Origin of the sequence: Haloactinomyces albus (genome assembly GCF_031458135.1) — a bacterium.
Classification (GTDB): Bacteria; Actinomycetota; Actinomycetes; order Mycobacteriales; family Pseudonocardiaceae; genus Haloactinomyces; species Haloactinomyces albus.
Window position 1 is genome coordinate 4,680,597 of record NZ_JAVDXW010000001.1, and the last position, 17,665, is coordinate 4,698,261.

Annotated in this window: 13 protein-coding genes; 9 read left to right on the top strand and 4 right to left on the bottom strand. The window is 67.4% G+C overall.

The window, feature by feature from the left end; all coding sequences use genetic code 11:
- Positions 1-71: 71 nt before the first annotated feature.
- The 3 genes from JOF55_RS21875 (at position 72) to JOF55_RS21885 (ending at position 7,448) form a co-directional block, all read left to right on the top strand.
- Positions 72-365: a helix-turn-helix domain-containing protein gene (locus JOF55_RS21875; protein WP_310277645.1), complete on the top strand. Its 294-nt coding sequence runs from the start codon at positions 72-74 to the stop codon at positions 363-365.
- A gap of 453 nt (positions 366-818) precedes the next feature.
- Positions 819-6,965, top strand: coding sequence for an anti-phage protein ProA (gene proA, locus JOF55_RS21880; protein ID WP_310277648.1), 6,147 nt, complete (start codon positions 819-821; stop codon positions 6,963-6,965).
- 168 nt (positions 6,966-7,133) lie between these two features.
- Entirely contained in the window at positions 7,134-7,448 is a 315-nt protein-coding gene (locus JOF55_RS21885; RefSeq protein WP_310277651.1) for a monooxygenase, read from the top strand.
- 64 nt (positions 7,449-7,512) lie between these two features.
- Here JOF55_RS21885 and JOF55_RS21890 read toward each other — a convergent pair whose 3' ends face one another.
- Positions 7,513-8,421 (bottom strand): exonuclease domain-containing protein, encoded by a 909-nt coding sequence (locus JOF55_RS21890; protein WP_310277654.1) that lies wholly within the window; start codon positions 8,419-8,421, stop codon positions 7,513-7,515.
- 91 nt (positions 8,422-8,512) lie between these two features.
- On the bottom strand, positions 8,513-10,624 hold the full coding sequence (locus JOF55_RS21895) for a putative bifunctional diguanylate cyclase/phosphodiesterase (RefSeq protein ID WP_310277656.1): 2,112 nt from the start codon (positions 10,622-10,624) through the stop codon (positions 8,513-8,515).
- A gap of 379 nt (positions 10,625-11,003) precedes the next feature.
- On the opposite strand from JOF55_RS21895, the gene JOF55_RS21900 reads away from it, so the two are divergent.
- The 4 genes from JOF55_RS21900 to JOF55_RS21915 all read left to right on the top strand — a co-directional run bounded on the left by JOF55_RS21900 (position 11,004) and on the right by JOF55_RS21915 (position 13,513).
- A complete protein-coding gene (locus JOF55_RS21900) occupies positions 11,004-11,381 on the top strand; it encodes a response regulator (protein WP_310277659.1) in 378 nt (125 codons plus the stop codon).
- Positions 11,382-11,386: 5 nt separating this feature from the next.
- A complete protein-coding gene (locus JOF55_RS21905) occupies positions 11,387-12,760 on the top strand; it encodes an ATPase domain-containing protein (protein WP_310277662.1) in 1,374 nt (457 codons plus the stop codon).
- A gap of 166 nt (positions 12,761-12,926) precedes the next feature.
- The gene (locus JOF55_RS21910; RefSeq protein WP_310277665.1) at positions 12,927-13,070 is read left to right on the top strand and encodes a hypothetical protein; all 144 of its coding nucleotides are present in this window, start codon (positions 12,927-12,929) and stop codon (positions 13,068-13,070) included.
- Positions 13,067-13,513: a hypothetical protein gene (locus JOF55_RS21915; protein ID WP_310277668.1), complete on the top strand. Its 447-nt coding sequence runs from the start codon at positions 13,067-13,069 to the stop codon at positions 13,511-13,513. The genes JOF55_RS21910 and JOF55_RS21915 overlap by 4 nt, the downstream gene beginning before the upstream one ends.
- A 29-nt stretch (positions 13,514-13,542) precedes the next feature.
- Here the strand turns inward: JOF55_RS21915 and JOF55_RS21920 are convergent, their stop codons facing one another.
- On the bottom strand, positions 13,543-15,000 hold the full coding sequence (locus JOF55_RS21920) for a benzaldehyde dehydrogenase (RefSeq protein ID WP_310277671.1): 1,458 nt from the start codon (positions 14,998-15,000) through the stop codon (positions 13,543-13,545).
- Between the two features lie 113 nt (positions 15,001-15,113).
- Positions 15,114-15,629, bottom strand: a complete 516-nt coding sequence (locus JOF55_RS21925) for an O-acetyl-ADP-ribose deacetylase (RefSeq protein WP_310277674.1) — start codon at positions 15,627-15,629, stop codon at positions 15,114-15,116.
- A 157-nt stretch (positions 15,630-15,786) separates the two neighbouring features.
- On the opposite strand from JOF55_RS21925, the gene JOF55_RS21930 reads away from it, so the two are divergent.
- Positions 15,787-16,938, top strand: a complete 1,152-nt coding sequence (locus JOF55_RS21930) for a CapA family protein (RefSeq protein ID WP_310277677.1) — start codon at positions 15,787-15,789, stop codon at positions 16,936-16,938.
- Between the two features lie 238 nt (positions 16,939-17,176).
- Complete coding sequence (locus JOF55_RS21935; protein ID WP_310277679.1) at positions 17,177-17,623, top strand: NUDIX hydrolase; 447 nt, start codon at positions 17,177-17,179, stop codon at positions 17,621-17,623.
- Positions 17,624-17,665: the final 42 nt, after the last annotated feature.

The window sequence follows — 17,665 nt, forward strand, 5'->3', positions numbered from 1 at the left end:
AATGAGCCGTTCCTGGAAGGACATCAAGAAGGTCAAAGAAGCCCGGGACCGAACTCGCGGACGAGATCTCGATGCGGCCTCGCGCCTCCGCTCGCAACCTCGCCCAGGCTTACACCCTGGGCGGTCGACTGGCTCAGTTGCGGGAAGAGGCCGGTCTGACCCAAAGCGAGATCGCAGCGCGGATGCACATCAGTCAACCGCGGGTGAGCAAGCTCGAGCAAGGTGACCTCGCCCAAGCCGAAGTCGGCACGATTCAGCGTTATGTTGCCGCACTGGGAGGCCGGTTGAAGCTCGTGGCCGACTTCGACGATCACGACGTTACTGTTTCCACCAGTCAAGTGGACCGCACCGAAGCTTGCTTCTGACTCCGGCGAACTGCCCAGCGACGAGGGATATTCCCGGCTCCGGTGCGAAGAACCACTGTCCGTTGTCGAGATAGCGCACTGGACGCAGACCGATCGAGGCGCCGACCGAAGCAGCGTGGACGGTTCCCGAGCGGTGATCGCGTTCCTCTCGACACCTGTGTCCTGCTCAAGCTCAAGGCTCCGCACACATCGGCATGTGGCGCGGAGCACGAATCGCGATCGCCACCGTCCCGCCATCCGGAAACCGTGTCGGGAGCCTCACAAAACCGCTGCACAGAGTCGCAACGAATCCATAAACCCCCATTACAGCGCGGGCAGCGGTCACGATACTCGGAAGCGACCGCTTTCCGTCGTCGCCCAGGCCGACTGACTGCCGGGCATGACGTCGTGTCCCGTTGTCTGTGCAGGGGTGCGGGTACTGCTGTGCCCGTGCCCTTCCCCGCAGGAGGTTCGATGAATGACGCGCCCTTCGCCGAGGCCGAGCACTCGGACGATCGACTGCGCCTGGCGTTGCAGTACCCGCCCGCGCTCAACTACGCCCTGGTGCACAACCGGGTGCCGATCGTCCGGCGTGTCGTGGTGGACAACCTCACCGGCGGCGAACTGCGCGACCTCGACGTCACGATGGAGCTGGTCGGCCCGAACGGGCGACTCGCCGGACCGTGGCAGCGCCGGGTGACCTCCATCGCCGCGGGCTCCCACGTCAGTTGGGACACCTTCGCCGACTTCGAGCCGGACCCTGCCGCGCTGGCCCACACCGACGAGGCGTTTCCCGCGCACTATGCCGTCACGGTGCACTCGGCCGGGGAGCGGAGCACGGAACTGACGGCACCGTGTGAGGTGCTGGCGCACAACGAGTGGTTCAACTCGCCCGCGCTCTACGACTCGATCGCCGCGTTCGTGCAACCGAGCACCACCGCTGTCTCCCGCATCCTGCGGAGTGCGGCGACTCTGATCGAGGAGAAGACGGGAGCCGGCGCCCTCGAGGGGTACCAGTCCGGTCCGGAGCGCGCGAGCCTGATCGCCGGCGCGATCTACGAGGCACTGCGCGGCGAGTCGATCACCTACGTCGGCATGCCCGCCTCCTTCGAGGACACCGGCCAGAAGGTGCGCACCACGGCGGGCGTGCTCGCCGACCGGCTGGGCAACTGCATCGACCTGTCGGTCACCTACGCGGCGTGCCTGGAAGCGGCGGGACTGCACTCGCTGATCGTCATCACCGAAGGCCACGCGTTCGCGGGTTTCTTCCGGCAGCCGAGCCAACTGCCGGAGACGGTCTCGCTGGAGGCGAATCACATCGTCAACCTCGTCGAGTCCGGCACCGTGGCGCCCGTCGAGCTCACCAGCACCGGCCCCGGAACGGAGTCGATGACCTTCACGCAGGCCGTGACGGCGGGCCTCGGGCAGGTGCGCTCACCGCACCGGGACCTGCGGGGTGCCATCGACATCCATCTCGCGCACCGTTCAGGGATCAGGCCGTTGCCCTCGGGAGACCGTCTCCCCGAGGAGGCGCAGGACGAGGAAACCGTGGTGCTCGAACCCGCTGCGGGGCCGGCGATCGCACTGCCGGACGAGTTCGTCACCACCGAGGCATCGACCGGCGAGGACGACGGCCCGCGTGACCCCCTCCCGGAGGCGCCACCCCGTATCGAGCAGTGGCGGCGCCGCCTCCTCGACCTGAGCCTGCGCAACCCGCTGTTGAAGCTTCCCGCCAGGGGCAAGGGGCTGGACCTGCACGTGCCCGAGGGTGCGCTGGCATCGCTGGACGATCTCGTGCACCGGCACGAATCGATCACCGTTCTCCCGCAGGACCGGATCAGCGGCGTGCACGAGCTCGCGGGGATCCGCCGCGCCCAGGACCTCGACGACACGGTGCTCGCCGACCGGCTCACCGCGGACCACGCCGTGTACGGGCACGTCTCCGAGGAGCACTACGTCAGGCGCATGCGCGCGCTGCAGCGCGACGCCAGGACGATGGTGCAGGAAACGGGCAGCAACTACCTGTACCTGACGCTGGGCGCTCTCGTGCACCGGGACAAGAGCGGCGAGGCGCGGGCCCCGCTGTTCCTCCTTCCCGTCCGCATCGAAGGCGGTACCGGAAACAAGCCGTATGCGATCGTCATCGACGGCGACGAACTCGCGGCACCGAACTACAGCCTCATCGAATGGCTGCGCGTCAAGCACTCGCTGCGGATCCCGGAGCTGGAAAGCCCCGCGACCGACGACTCCGGCATCGACATCCCCCACACCCTGGCGATGATCTCGCGCCGCCTGGTCGACAACGACCTGCACCACCGGGTGGACTCCACCGCGAGCCTGCGGCTGCTGCAGTTCTCGACGGCCCAGATGCAGCGTGACCTCACCGGCAACTGGCGCACGATGATGGACAATCCCGTCGTCCGGCACCTGGTCGAAACCCCGGGAAGCCCGTTCCGGGACCCGCAGGCAGACGGCGACGTCACGGTCGACGAATCGGCGCTGCACCTGCCCATTCCGGCGGACGGTTCGCAGATGAAAGCCGTCGCGATGGCCGAGCAAGGGCGCTCGTTCGTCCTGGAGGGACCGCCGGGAACGGGCAAGTCGCAGACCATCACCAACCTCATCGCCCACACGATCGCCGCAGGCAGGAAAGTCCTGTTCGTGGCCGAGAAGCAGGCCGCACTCGACGTGGTCAAGCGCCGCCTCACCGATATCGGGTTCGACCGGTTCTGCCTCGACCTGCACGGCAGGAAGCAGTCGCTGCCCACCATCAAACAGCAGCTCAAGGACGCGCTGCGGCACGAGGCGGACAGCGACACCCACACGTTCACCGCAGCCGAGACGGCCTTCCGCAAGCGTCTGGAAACCCTGCGACGCCACCCGCAGCACGTGCACGAGCGCAACGTGGCGGGATATTCGGTGTGGTCGGCCCACGAAGCCGTGCTGGCACTCGGACACGGCCCGGTGGCCGATCTCCCGCGCTCGTTCCTCGCGCTGCCCGAGCAGCAGCGCCTCGCCGTCGAGCACGTCGCCCGGGAACTGCCGACCGTGCTGGGCTCGGCGCGGACCCGCCCCGAGCATCCGTGGCGGATCAGCGGCCTGCGCTCGGTCGATCCGGCGGCGGCCGAGGCCTTCCGGTCCGCAGCGACCGAGCTGGAGCAGGCACGTGCGGCGCTGCACCGACTTCCCGAGCCACTGCGCACCGCTGTCGGCGAACTGGCCGGTCCGGGAGCACTCGCCGCCACCCTCGGAGCCGCCCGCCTCGCCGCGGGCGGCTACCCGACGGACGCCGCGAACACCGAACCCACGCTGCGGCCCGGCTGGGACGCGGGCTTCGACGCGGCGCACCAGGCACTGCGCCGGTTCCACGACGAGCATCAGCACGTGCTGCGCGTGTTCGCCCCCGACCTGTTCGAGCATCCCGAACTCGACACCTGGCAGGCCGAGGCCGAGGCGGCACAGCGCACGATGTGGCGCAAGAAGAAGAAACGCCGGGACGTGCTCGAGCGGGTGCGCCCGCACATCGCCGACGCCGACGAGGTCACCGAGGACACCGTCTGCGACCTGCTCACCGCCGCGAAAACCGCCCGGTCGGCGGCGGGCGAAGTCATGCAGCACGTGCTCGAACTCGGCGGGCTCCGGCTCGCACCGGGATGGCGGCCGACCCACCCCCAGGCGCTGCAGGCATTGGAAGCCGCCCGCGGCCACGCGGTCACCTGGCGGCAGGTGCGCCTGCACCATCCGAACCTGGCCACCCTCTACTCCCGGTTCGCAGGGCAGTTGCCGTGTGCCGAGCTCGAGCTGATCGCGCAGTCCTGGCGGCACTGGCTGGGGATGCTCGCCACGAGAGAGACCGAGTTCGCGCGGTGGAGGCGAGGACAGGACTGGACGGCAGCCTGGGACCGTGACGGCGCGGCGTGGGCCGACGAGCTGCACGCCTCCGGATTGTTGCCGCTGGACCGCTGGAGCGCGGTGCTGACCAGGGCCGACACGCTCGAGGCCGCCGGACTGTCCGCGTTCGTCCGGCAGCTTCTGGACGGCGAGATCCTCGCCCGCGACGCCGACGAAGCATTCCAGCGCGGACAGGCCACCACCGCCCTCGACGAGCGACTGTCCCATGCGGACCTGCATTTCTTCGACGGGGCCGCACACACGCACGAAGTACAGGAATACCTCGACGCGGGCGCGCGGTTGCGCCGGATCACACCGGAGAAGCTGGCAAGCGACGTGCTCCGGAACCGGCCGCCGGTGAGCACCGACACGTCGAGCCGCGACGGTGAGCTCGTGCGGCAGCTGGAGCGGAAGCGCAGCGGCCTGTCGTTCCGGGACATGCTGGCCCGCTACCCCGACACCATCACCGGGCTGACGCCCTGCTTCTTGATGAGCCCGGCGTCGGTGGCCAACTTCCTCGATCAGGACGCCGTGCAGTTCGATCTCGTCGTCTTCGACGAGGCCTCGCAGATCCGGGTGGCCGAGGCGGTCGGGGCGATGGGCCGGGCACGCTCGGTCGTGGTGGTGGGGGACTCCAAGCAGATGCCTCCGACCAGCATGATGGAAACCGGTCACGGGGACGACGACACCGGCGATGACGAGGCTGATGCCGTTGCCGAGGACATGGACAGCATTCTCACCGAGTGCGTCGAATCCGGGCTCCCGCAGGTGTGGCTGACCTGGCATTACCGCAGTTCCGACGAGACGCTGATCTCGTTTTCCAACGCGTACTACTACGAGGGGCAACTGGCGAGCCTGCCCTCGCCCGGAAGCGGGCCGCACAACGGGGTGTCGGCACGCCGCGTGGCGGGAGTGTACGACCGGGGAAACCGGGCGAGCCGCACCAATGACATCGAAGCCACCGAGATCATCACCGAGATTTCCCGGATGCTGGCCGATCCGGCCACGCAGGACCGCTCGATCGGCGTGGTGACGTTCAACATTCAGCAGCGTGACCTGCTGCTGAACCTGCTCGAAAGCAGTGACGACCCGCGCATCCAGACCGCGCTCGCCCGCGAGGACGGCGAGGCGCTGTTCGTCAAGAACCTGGAGAACGTGCAGGGTGACGAACGCGACGTGGTGCTGTTCTCCCTGGCGTTTTCCGTCGACCCGGGAACCGGCAGACTGCCCCTGAACTTCGGGCCACTCACCAAGGTGGGCGGGGAGCGGCGGCTCAACGTCGCGATCACGCGGGCACGCAGCCAGGTCCTCCTGTTCAGCTCCTTCGACCCCGCCGATATCGATCTCAACCGCACGAACTCCGTGGGGCTGCGGCACTTGCGTGCCTATCTGGACATGGCCGTCAACGGAACCGAGCGCATCGGAGAGCTCAGCGCTCAGCGGCAGCGCCGGGACGATCAGATCCTCACCGACATCGCGGCGGCGCTGCGTGAGCGGGGTTACGAGGTGGCGACGCGGTACGGGCTGTCGCACTTCACCGTGGATCTCGCTGTGTGCGTACCCGGTAGCCGGCGCAGGCAGGTGGCGATCCTGCTCGACGGCCCCGAATGGGCACAACGACCCACGGTGGCCGACCGGGATGCCGCGCCGCGACTGCTCGAGTCGATCATGGGCTGGCCGGGAGTCGTGCGGCTCTGGCTGCCCGCCTGGATCAGCGACCGTGCGGCGGTGCTGGAGGCAATCGACGAGGCGATGGACCGGGCGACTGCTTCCGAGGAACCGGAAGCAGCGTTCGACACCGGGGATTTGGAGCTCGGGGAGCCGGGCTCCCGGGATCCGGATGCCGGAGAGCGGGCATCCGAGGAATCGGATGCCGGGGGAGCGAAGCTCTCGGGAACACTCACCAACCCCGAGCCGTCGGAGGAGTGGCAGCAGGACTCCGGTGCGGGATCTCCGGCAGCCGGTGCAGTGGGGGAGGATTTCCCGGACTTCCCGCCGGAGGACGGGATCGAGTCCGGTGATGTTGGCGAGGTCGACGACGTCACCGAGGTGCGCGACGGCCCCACTCCCGTGCGAGCAGCTCCGGCACCGCCTGTCGAGGCGCCACGAGCACAGGAACCACAGGTGGAAGTGCTGCCCGACGAGACAGCAGTTCCGGGACCCGGAGATCCCTTTGCCGCATACGAACCCGGTCTCATCGGCTCCAAGGAGGATCTCAACGACCTCGACCGGGACCCGCGAGTGCGGCGACTGGTCCGGCAGTTGCTCGAGGAGGTCACGAACGCGGAAGGACCCGTGGAGGAATGGCGGCTGGCACGGCTGGTGCTGGAGTGCTTCGGCTTCCAGCGGGCCAGGAGCCCGCGGGTCGAGGCGGTGCTGCAGCGCCTGCCGGTGCACCTCACCCGCCGCGAGTCCGAGCTCGGCACGTACGTGTGGCCGGAGCACCTGAATCCGGAGACCTGGCGGGGTTTCCGGAAGTCCCGCCAGCTTCCCGGCGACCGCTCCCTCGAGGAGATCTGCCCGGAGGAGATCGTCAATGCCATGTGCCACGCTCTCTCGGAGCGGCGGATCATCTCCACCGACGAGCTGTACAAGACCACGCTGAACCTCCTGGGACACAAGAGAAAGACCGGCAACATCCGGTCCATCCTGGAAAGTGCCGAACGGATCGGGATCGAGTCCGGGCGGTTGAGCAAAGCCAAATACGACCGGCGTGCACGAGACGAGTGATCGGATTGGTTCGGGGGGGGTGAAGTTTCCCCCAAAACTTCAACCCCCACCGCCCGGTGGGCGACCCGGGCACGACCCGTCCTCCGGACTGCCGGGGCTTCTTCGTTGCAGTACTGGTGGTGGGGGAGAATGCACCGTGTTTTCCAGCGGGTAAAGGAGTGCCGGACGATGCCCTGTGTGCTGCAGATGGACTTTCCCACCGACGGCCCGTTCGGGGCTGCGATGGCGGAGGCCTTCGCCGAGCTGGCCGAGAGCATCAACGACGAGCCCGGCTTCCGCTGGAAGGTCTGGACGGAGAACCGCGACGCGGGCGAGGCCGGTGGTATCTACCTGTTCGACTCGTACGAGACCGCGCAGCGTTACCTGGACAAGCACACCGAGCGGTTGAGCGGTTTCGGGATCAGCGCCGTCAACGGCAAGATCTTCGAGGTCAACGAGGCCCTGTCCGCGATCAATCACGCACCCGTTTCCGGGGAGTCGTGAAACCGGACCACTCCCGGGCCCACTGGCCGTGGTGCGCCCATCGCTTGTCCCTCTCGGCGGCCGCTCAGGCGGGTTTCGGTGCCGCCTGGCCGATCAGTTCGGTGAACGCGTCTTCGGTGACGATCGGGATGCCGTAGTCGCGGGCTTTGCGGGCCTTGAGGGACTGGGAGTCGGGGTCGGCGGCGATGACCAGGCGGGTTCTCTTCGTGACGTGGCCCTGGACGGTGAGTCCGGCCGCCTGTGCTCGCTGCTCCCACACCTCGCGGGGTCGGTGGGTTTCTCCGGTGAACACCACGAGATCCCCGGCGGTGAGGCGGATGTCTTCCCACGCGGCAGGGGCAGGGGGCGCGGACGGTGCTTGGCGACCGGTGCCGCGCCGCAGCAGTCGCCCCGTTCCCGCGGGCACCAGCGGCCACGGTGCCCGGGCGGCGTCGCGGACGAGCTCCCGCCAGGGTGGCGCGGGCTGTGTCCGGGTGAGAAAGCACGTCATCAGCCCGGCAGCGGCACGGGCATCGTGCAGCGCCGAGTGCGCGTCGGTCAGCGCGACGCCCGCCGCCTCGCAACACGCGGCCAGCGAGCGGGCCGTGGCCCACAGGTAGCGGTCGGACAGCTCCATGGTGCACAGGCCGGATGTGGTCGACAGTGGGACGTCGATGCCCATCCGCGCGTATTCCGCAGTGAGGAATCGCAGGTCGAAGGGCAGGTTGTGGGCGACCATGACTCGTCCGGCCAACTGCGTGGCGAGTTCGGCCGCGATGTCGGCGAAGGCCGGAGCCCGCCGCGCTTCCGAGGCCGTGATCCCGTGGATGTGCTGCGGCCCCAGGTCCCGCTGTGGGTTCACCACGGTGCACCACTCGCCGGTGACCGTGCCCGCCGGGTCGAGGTGCACGACGGCCACTTCGACGACACGATCGTGCCCGCCCGCACGAAAGCCGGTGGTCTCCACATCGACAACCGCGTACCCGGCCGTCATCACCGATCCTCTCGCCGTGCATCGCCGGACACAGCCATGGTCATCGTAATGGCGAGCACAGGCGGTCGGGAACTCGGTGTCGAACCTCTCCTCAGCCGGCTTCCGGCAGGGGAATCGATCCCCGATCGAGAAGGGCTCGAAAGTCGGCGGCCGGTATCGAGGGCGAGAAGAGGAATCCCTGGAACGCGTCCACGCCCAGGCTCTGCAGCATGTGGAACTGTTCGACGGTTTCCACGCCCTCGGCGATGCAGCGGCGCCGCATCCCGACACTCATCTCCACCACGGCCCGCACGATCGCGAAGTCGGCGGGATCGTGCTCGACGCCGGAAACGAACGCGCGATCGATTTTGAGGACGTGCGTCGGCAGGTCCCGCAGCCGCTTCAACGAGGAGTAGCCGGTGCCGAAATCGTCCACGGCGAACCACACGCCCTGTTCGGTCAGCTTGGCCATGTCCGCACGGGGCCGTTCGGTGAGATCACCCAGGGAGCTCTCCACCACCTCCAGCACGACCCGGCTCCCGTCGATGTCGCATTCCTCGATGATGCCGGAAATCTCGGATAGGAAGTGCGCGTCGTCCGGTAACAGACCACTCAGATTGACCGCGACTCGGACGGGCCTGCCGAACACCGTGGGCCAGTTCGCCGCCTCGCGCAGTGCTGTGCGCAGGACCCAGCGGTCGAGCTCACCCAGCAGGTTGCCTTGCTCCGCCACCGGCAGGATGGTGCCCGGTCCGAGAAGCCCGCGGTGCGGGTGCGGCCACCGGACCAGCGCTTCGGCCAGAAGGACGGATCCGTCGCTGTCCACGATCGGCTGGTACTGCAGTGTCAGCTCATCGTTGTGCAGCGCCTCGCGCAGTTGCCCCTCCAGCTGCACTTGCTGGCCGAGCGAGCTGATCAGTTCCCGGTTGGCGATCGATACGGAACCGGGGCTGTGGCTCTTGGCCGTGAACATCGCCGCATCGGCGAACCGCAGCAGGTCCTCGCCGGTCGTGTCCGGGTCCGTGATGATCGCGGCCCCGATCGAAGCCGAGGCCGTGATCAGTTGGTTCCGTATCGGGACCACTGTGTGCAGCAGCTCCGAGGTCCGCGTGGTGAGCTCCTCGAGCCCGCCGACAGCATCGAGATCGGAGCAGATGATCAGGTACTCGTCACCGAAGAGCCGCGCGGCAGTGCACGCGGACGGCAATCCCGTGGTCAGGCGCCGAGCCAGTGCCACGAGCAGTTCATCGCCTGCCTCGTGACCGAGCGAGTCGTTGACTCGCTTGAAGTTGTCCAGATCGCAGAACAGTACGGCGATATTGCCGGGTTCACAGTGGCCGAGCAGCTCGTCGAGTCGTTCGTTGATGCCCGCCCGGTTGGGCAATCCGGTCAGCTCGTCATGGGTGGCCCGGTGATGCAGCATGTCGGTATGGCGGCGCTGCTCCGTGACATCCTGGAACACCACCTGCCAGAAGGGGCTGCCGTCGTCCTCCATCGATTCTGCGCTGTGCATTTCGCAGATCACCGATCGACCATCCGAGCGAACCAGCGTTCGCTGGAACACCGACGCGTGGTCGTGGAGGGAGAGCGATGTGTGCGGTCCCGGGATGATGCCTTCCGCGGGCTCTTCCGAGAGCAGCAGCTCGGAGCCTGCTTTCCCGTGTAGCTCGTCCAGCCGGTAGCCCAAGAGGTTGCACAGGGCGTTGTTGGCGTGGAGCAGGCGATCGGACTCGTTGAACAAGCCGATGCCGACCGGAGCGAGATCGAACAAATCGGTGAACCGCCTGCTCGATCGCTGATGGCGGGCCCGCACCTCGCTCTCGTCTCGAATCACCTCGATGAAACCGTACAGGCTGCCGTCATTCGATCGCTGCGCCGTGATCGCGATGTGCGCCCAGAACCGGGTTCCGTCCTTGCGCAGGCGCCAGCCTTGATCCAGGTGGAAGCCGTTGTGCATGGCTTGGGCCAGTTCCCGGTCCGGGCGTCCCGCAGCAACCTGGTCCTGCGGGTGGAACACGGAAAAATGCCGCCCGATGATTTCCTCGCCGCGATACCCTTCGATCTTCGCGGCGTAGTCGTTCCAGCTGCGCACGATCCCCTGCGGGTCCAGTGCGAAGACCGCCTGCTCCGGTGTCGTGGCGATCGGGTTCTCGATGTCCGGCAACGAGGAGCTGTTCCCGTCTCCGTCGCCGGACGGATTCCTGCGGTCCATGTGATCAGACATCGTTTCCCGGGTGCGGAGGCAAGTGAGCATTGCTCGCCGGCTTCTGCCGTGCTTGGTGGGGCAAGCACGGCGACTGGCATGATCGCCGGTCTGCGGGGTGAGACATGGCCTGCGGGACGAGTGGGGACCTGGTTGTCCGGGGGATGCCCGGGTTGGGGCATACCCGGGTGTACCCGGGACGGCGTATCCGAGCGCTTGAGCTCATCGTAGCAGCGATGGCCCGCATCGGGATGGTCGTTGCCGCGGGCTCGCCTGTGGTTGCGTGCTCGCGCCGAGTCGTCAACCCTGGTGACGGAGTGGTTGTCTTCGGGGTTTGGCAGGGGGGCGCGTATCCGCAGGGCGAGCGCCTCGCCGGAGGCGGGGTCGGAGGGTGATACCCGTGGAAGGCAAGGTGTTGATCCTGTTGGCGGAGCGCGACCCCTACTCTGCAGAGCTCATCGAGCACTTCCTGCGAATCGAGGGCTACGAGGTGAAGGCGGTGTTCAGCGCGGAGGAAGCGCTCGAGGCCGCGACCGAGCGCGCACCGGATGTGGCGATCGTGGACCTGCTCATCTCCGGGGTGCGTGGTCAACGGTTGTGCTCGCAGTTGCTCGAACGCACCGAAACAGCGGTGGTGGCGATCTCCTCGCTGGCCTCGGCCGAGACCGCGTTCGAGGTGGGTGCTTCGGCCTTCCTGCAAAAGCCCATCGAGCCGCTGCAGCTTGTCACCACAGTCCACGAGCTGCTGGAAAGCAGCGTATCCCGCGAGACAGAGTAACGATGATGGACCGGATTCCGAGCGGTAACCCGCGGCTGGACGAAGTGACCGGCGGTGGTCTGCCCGCGAACGCGATCAACCTCATCATGGGGCTGCCCGGCACGGGCAAAACGATGCTGGCCCAGCAGTGCGTGTTCAGCAACGCCGATCCACAGCGCCCGGCACTGTACCTGTCCACGGCCTCCGAACCGTTCGAGAAGATCCTGCGCTACGTCCAGGCCCTCTCGTTCTTCGATCCCGCCTTCATCGGCAACGGCGTCGTCTACGACGAGCTCGGCACCACCCTGGTCAAGCACGGCCTGGCCGGCGTGGGCGAGCGCGTCAAAGAATTCATCCGCGATTACCGGCCGGGGATCCTCGTCATCGACAGTTTCAAAGCGCTGAGTTCCTACGCGGCGAGCAGCATCGAATTCCGTAATTTCCTGTATGATCTGGCCGCGACGCAGAGCGTCTTTCCCGTCACAGTGCTCTGGCTCGGTGAGTACGAGGAAAGCGAAATGGCCAGTGCCCCCGAATTCGCCATCGCCGACAGCATCATCGAATTGAGCAACCAACGTTTTCAGAAGCGATCCGCCAACTTCATACAGGTACGCAAGCTGCGCGGTGGGGACTTCCTTTCGGGCAGTCACACCTACAGCCTTTCCCACGAGGGTTTGGAGGTCTACCCCCGTCTCACCGGTGTCGGCGAGCACGCCGTCTACTCGCCCGACCGGGAACGCGCCTCCTCCGGGGTCCAGGCTCTCGATGACATGCTCGACGAGGGATATCGCATCGGTTCGTCGACACTCATGGCAGGACCGACCGGCGTCGGCAAGACCCTGATGGGCCTGCACTTCCTCTTCGGCGGCGTGGACCAGGGTGACCACGGGCTGATGGCGACCTTCCAGGAAGATCCCACACAGCTCGAGCAGGTCCTGCACGGTTTCGGGTGGTCGTTCGATACCGAGGGAATCACCCTCAAGTACCGGCCTCCTGTCGAGGTCCACCTCGACGAGTGGGTATACGATCTTCTGGACACCATCGAGCGGACCGGAGCACGGCGACTGTTCATCGACTCCCTCAACGATCTGGAAAGTGTTGCCGATGACCCCTCCGGATTCGACGAGTCTCTCTACGCCCTGCTGCACCGGTGTTCCCGGAACAATGTCAGCGTCATGATGAGTTACGAAGTCCGCCACCTGTTCGGGGTGACCAGTCTGACGGACAGGGCTGCCTCCAATCTCGCCGACAACGTGGTGCTCCTGCAATACGTTCCCGCCGAATCCATCATGTACCGCAGCGTGACCGTCCTCAAGACCCGCGGCAGTACCCACGATCTCAGGGTCCGCCCCTTCGAGGTCACTCCGCGCGGCATCGTGCTCACGGACGAACCCCGCTGATCCCGGCAGTACCCCGCCGAGCACCGGCAGTGCGAACACTGCCTGGCGAGGACGCCCTCAAGCCGGACCGGATATCTGCCGAAGATCCCCACTGTGGGGTCCGTACGGGACCGGCCGGGGCCGCAGCCACCACGCACGGCAGTGACCAGCACCAACGGAGCATGACATGGAATTCGTGATCTTCCTGGCGGGCATCGTCGTCCTGACCGGACTGGGGATGTACCTGGCCTGGCCCCGCGATGCGGACATAGACCCGGATGAGTACCGAGCGGAGTCCACGCGGGCATCGCGCCGGAAGGGGCAGGCATGAGCGCGTCGGAAACGGCCTTACCGGTGCCGCGATCCTGGATGTCCGAAGCTCACGAATCCGGATGGCACGTCGTGGCCGCTTCCGCGAACGGTGGCTTGCCGGTGGCGGCCTGTGGATATCGGCTGGCCGGGCCGGTCCACCGCCGGCTCGGCCCCACGCCACCCGAGGACGCGGCGCGCAGGATCTGCCCACCGTGTGCCGACCAGGCAGGCGTGCCGCCCCCGCGATCGTCCGAGCGGATCGACTGGCCCACAGTGGACCCGGATATCCCGTGGCCGCGGACCGACCCCGATAGCGCGGAGCCCCCCACGCGGCGACGGCCCTCGCTGAACGCGGCCCTGGCACTCCTGCCGTCCCCCGATACGCCGAATGCCGACGGAGGCACCGTGCCCACGACGGACGCCCATGAATCCATGCCCGTGGCGTTCGCCCTCGCGACGTAGACCGGGAGTTGCCGTCGAACGCCTTCGGCTCAGAACGGGTAGGTCGCGATGTCGCCGCGCACGGTGATCCAGCGGGTTTCGGTGAAGGCTTCGATGTTGGCATGGTCGCCGCCGAAGCGTGCTCCGGTGCCGGAAGCTCGGACTCCTCCGAACGGTGCTTGGGCCTCGTCGTTGACGGTCTGGTCGTTGATGTGGGCGATGCCGGTGGGGATCCGCTCGGCCACGGCCATCCCTCTGCCGGTGTCGGCGGTGAGGATGCCCAGGGACAGTCCGTACTCGCTGGCCGAGGCCAGTTCCACCGCCTCGTCCACGGTGGAAAACCGCGCGACGGGGGCGACCGGACCGAAGACCTCCTCGTCGTAGGCGGGTACGCCCGGGCCGGCGTCGGCGAGCACCGTGGGCCGGTAGAACAGGTCCTCGTAGTCGCCGCCTGCGGCCACCCGTGCGCCCGCGCGCTTGCTGGCCTCGACCAGGCCGTGGATCTTGTCGCGCTGGCCGGCGTCGATGATCGGCCCGAGCGCGACCTCCTCCGTGGCGGGATTGCCGACCGGGAGGTTTTTGGCCTTGTCGGCCAGCCGTTCGACGTACTCGTCGTACAGCGAGGTGTGGACCAGGTGTCGCCCGGTGGTCATGCAGATCTGGCCCTGGTGGAAAAACGAGCCCCAGGCCGCGGTGCTCATCGCCCGGTCCAGGTCGGCGTCGTCGAGCACGACCAGCGCGGAGTTGCCACCCAGTTCCAGATGGGCACGCTTGAGATGCCTGCCCGCCAGCTCGCCGATCGACTGACCGGCCTGTGTGGAACCGGTGAAGGAGATGACCCGGGTTTCCGGGGTGGCCACCAGGCCGGCACCGACATCGGCACCTCCGGGCAGCACGTGCAGCACCCCCGGCGGCAGCCCGGCTTCCTCGAAAATCCGCGCCAGCGCGATACCGCCGCACACCGCGGTGCGCGGATCCGGCTTGAGTACCACGGCGTTGCCCAGTGCCAGCGCGGGAGCCACCGACCTGATCGACAGGATCAGCGGAGCGTTGAACGGCGCGATCACCCCGACCACCCCGGCAGGAACGCGGCGAGCCATGCTCAACCGCGGTGCCTCGCTGGGCAGCAGCTCACCCTGGGATCGGGACGGCAACCCGGCCGCCTCGAAACACTCCTGCTCGGCCACGCTCAGCTCGAAGTCGGCTTTCCCGGGGGCGCTACCTGCCTCGCGCACCAGCCACTGGCGAAGTTCGTCGGCGTGCTCGCGCCACAGTTCGCCGGCTCGGCGCAGGATCGCGGCGCGCTCGGTGAACGGCATCGCGGCCCAGTCGTGCTGGGCTTGGGCGGCGGCCTCGGCGGAACGTTCCAGGTCTTCGGTACTGGCGAGACCGACACGACCCAGCTCGGCTCCGGTCGCCGGTTCCATCACCGCGCGTTCGGTGCTCACCTGCTCCCACTTCCCGGTGAACACGCGGCCACGCCACAGCTCCTCATTGAGGAAAGCCATCTCCACTCCTCGAGCGCTTCATTGCGGTTGCGAGATCAGACGTTTCACCCGCCCCGAGGCAAGGACAACCCCCCTTTCTGCTGAGCAGAAGAGAAGCGTGGTTGCCGGGAACATCATCCGTAATGCCGGACAGCGTCGGCGAAGGCATCACGGGAGTGACCGTCGAAGAGGACGAACCGCACGACATCGACCTCGGTGGGTGTGTCGTGGACGGCCCGGACGGCGATCCGCGCGGCCTCCTCGACCGGATAGCAGTAGGAACCGGTGGAGATGGCGGGGAAGGCGATGGTTCTCGCGCCGAGAGTGCCTGCGACCTTCAGCGATTCGCTGAAGCAGGAGGCGAGCAGTTCGGAGCGGTCCTCGGAGGCGGTATAGGTCGGTCCGACGGTGTGGATGACCCACCGGGCCGGCAGTTTGCCCGCGGTGGTGGCCACCGCCTGCCCGGTCGGGAGCCCATCCGGATAGTCACCTGCCCGTAGCTGCTTGCAGGCATCGAGGATCTCCGGACCGCCGCGTCGATGGATCGCCCCGTCCACGCCACCACCACCCAGGAGTGTGGATTTCGCGGCGTTGACCACGGCATCGAGGTCCTGCTCGGTGATGTCGCCCTGTACTGCTGTGATCCGCATACCGAGCATTGTGGACTCTCCAGCCGTGGCGGGCTTGGCGGCCTTTCGTTGCGATCCGGATACAGAAGTCATCGCGCTGCGGCGGCAGTGCACCGGACTTAGCCTCGCTGCATCAGTAGGAGTGCGATCTCCTGATACGCGGCCGCAAGGGGTGAAGATGTCGGGTCGGGTGGCCATCGGCGGGGGCGGGGTGAAGGTGGCGTCTGCCCTGGTGGCTGCCCTGTTGATCCTGGCAGGATGCTCGCCACCTCCGGAGGAGACCATGGCCGGTGCCGGTGGTCCCCAGGCCGCGCCCGCACCGGCCGCGGAGACCGGTGAGCGGGAGCGGGCGGAATCCGTCCGGGTGATATTCACCGGCGACATGCTGCCCAACGACGAGCTGCTGGCCCGGGCGAAGCGCTACGCCGACGGTCGAGGATACGACTTCCTGCCGATGCTCGGCGGCATGAAATCGATCATTTCCGCTGCCGACTGGGCCGTGTGCCACCAGGAGACCCCGATCTCGGCGGACAACTCCACGATCTCCTCCTACCCACAGTTCTCCGCACCTGCCCAGTTGGCCGAAGCCGAAAGTGCGGTCGGCTACGATGCCTGCAGCACGGCCTCCAACCACAGCGTGGACTACGGCGCCACCGGTGTGCGGTCCACACTCACCGCATTGGACCGCTACGGAATCCGGCACACCGGTACCGCTCGCAGTCGCACCGAGGCACGCCAACCGACGATCTACAACGTCCAGGGACTCCGGCTCGGTCACCTGTCCTACACCTACGGGCTCAACGGACTGTCCAAGCCCGAACCGTGGTCGGTCGACCTCATCGATCCGGAGCGGATCCGAGCCGACGCGCGCCGCGCCGACCGGGCAGGCGCCGATATCGTCGCCGTGAGCATGCACTGGGGCACACAGATGAACAAGCAGCCCTCGGCCTACCAGCAGCGGGTGGCCGACGCGGTGCTGCGCTCGCCGTACATCGATCTCATCGTCGGCCACCATGCCCACGTCGTGCAGCCGATCGAGCAGCGCGCGGACGGGCAGTGGGTGCTCTACGGGCTGGGCAACTTCCTGTCCCAGCAGGACGTCTCCGCATCCGACCCGAACCCACCGCATCGCGACGGGGTGATCGCCGAAGTGACGTTCACGCCGGCGACCGACGATGATTGGAGGATCAGCCGGGTCGGCTACATCCCCACTTTCGTCGACGCGCCCAGCGATCGGGTCGTTTCCGCCCCGCCGTTTTCCCGCGAGCGCACCACGAAGACGTTGACCTCGATGGGCGCCGACCTGGTCGACCTCACCTCCGAAGAATAGCCCCAAGGTCTGCGTCGGCGACTGTGCCGCGAAGGAGGGGAGCTCGGTTTTTCGGGAAAGCTGCACACTCGGCGGACCGCGATGCAACAGGCTTCCACCGAGCATGCCCCCCCGGGCACCGATACCGATCGAACCCTTGAAGTCGTCGTCCGGTGCGGCGAGGATGATCTCCCGGAAATTGCCTCCAGGCATCCGGAACGGGGCTTGCGCCCCGCTGTCCCGGGAAGGAAGAGACAGCATGGGTTTGCCCGAGATCACCGACCTGCTCCGGCTGGACGCGGAAGACGGTATCGAGCAACAGGCGGTCGGTGCGGTCGTCGACGACGCGGGTGCCGTCCTGCTGTTGCGGCGGCCCGCGGAGGACTCCCGGGGCGGCGCGTGGGAACTGCCCTCGGGGACGGTCGAGTCCGGTGAGGACCTCATGACCGCCCTGCGCCGCGAGGTCACCGAGGAAACCGGCCTGGTGGTTTCCGGAGTCCTCGGCTACCTCGGTGCGTTCGACTACACCTCCGACAGCGGCAAGCACACCCGCCGGCACACCTGGTCGGTCACCGTGACCGGCACCGACGAGGTGGACCTGGCCGAGCACGAGGCTCACATGTGGATCGGTGCCCAGGACGATCCCCCGGTCGGCCCGGAAATCGCCGTGCTGCTGCACCAACACTTCCATCCCGCCGCTACCTAGCCGATGCACGGCGACAGGAGCCGGGACACCGCCGGGTGATTT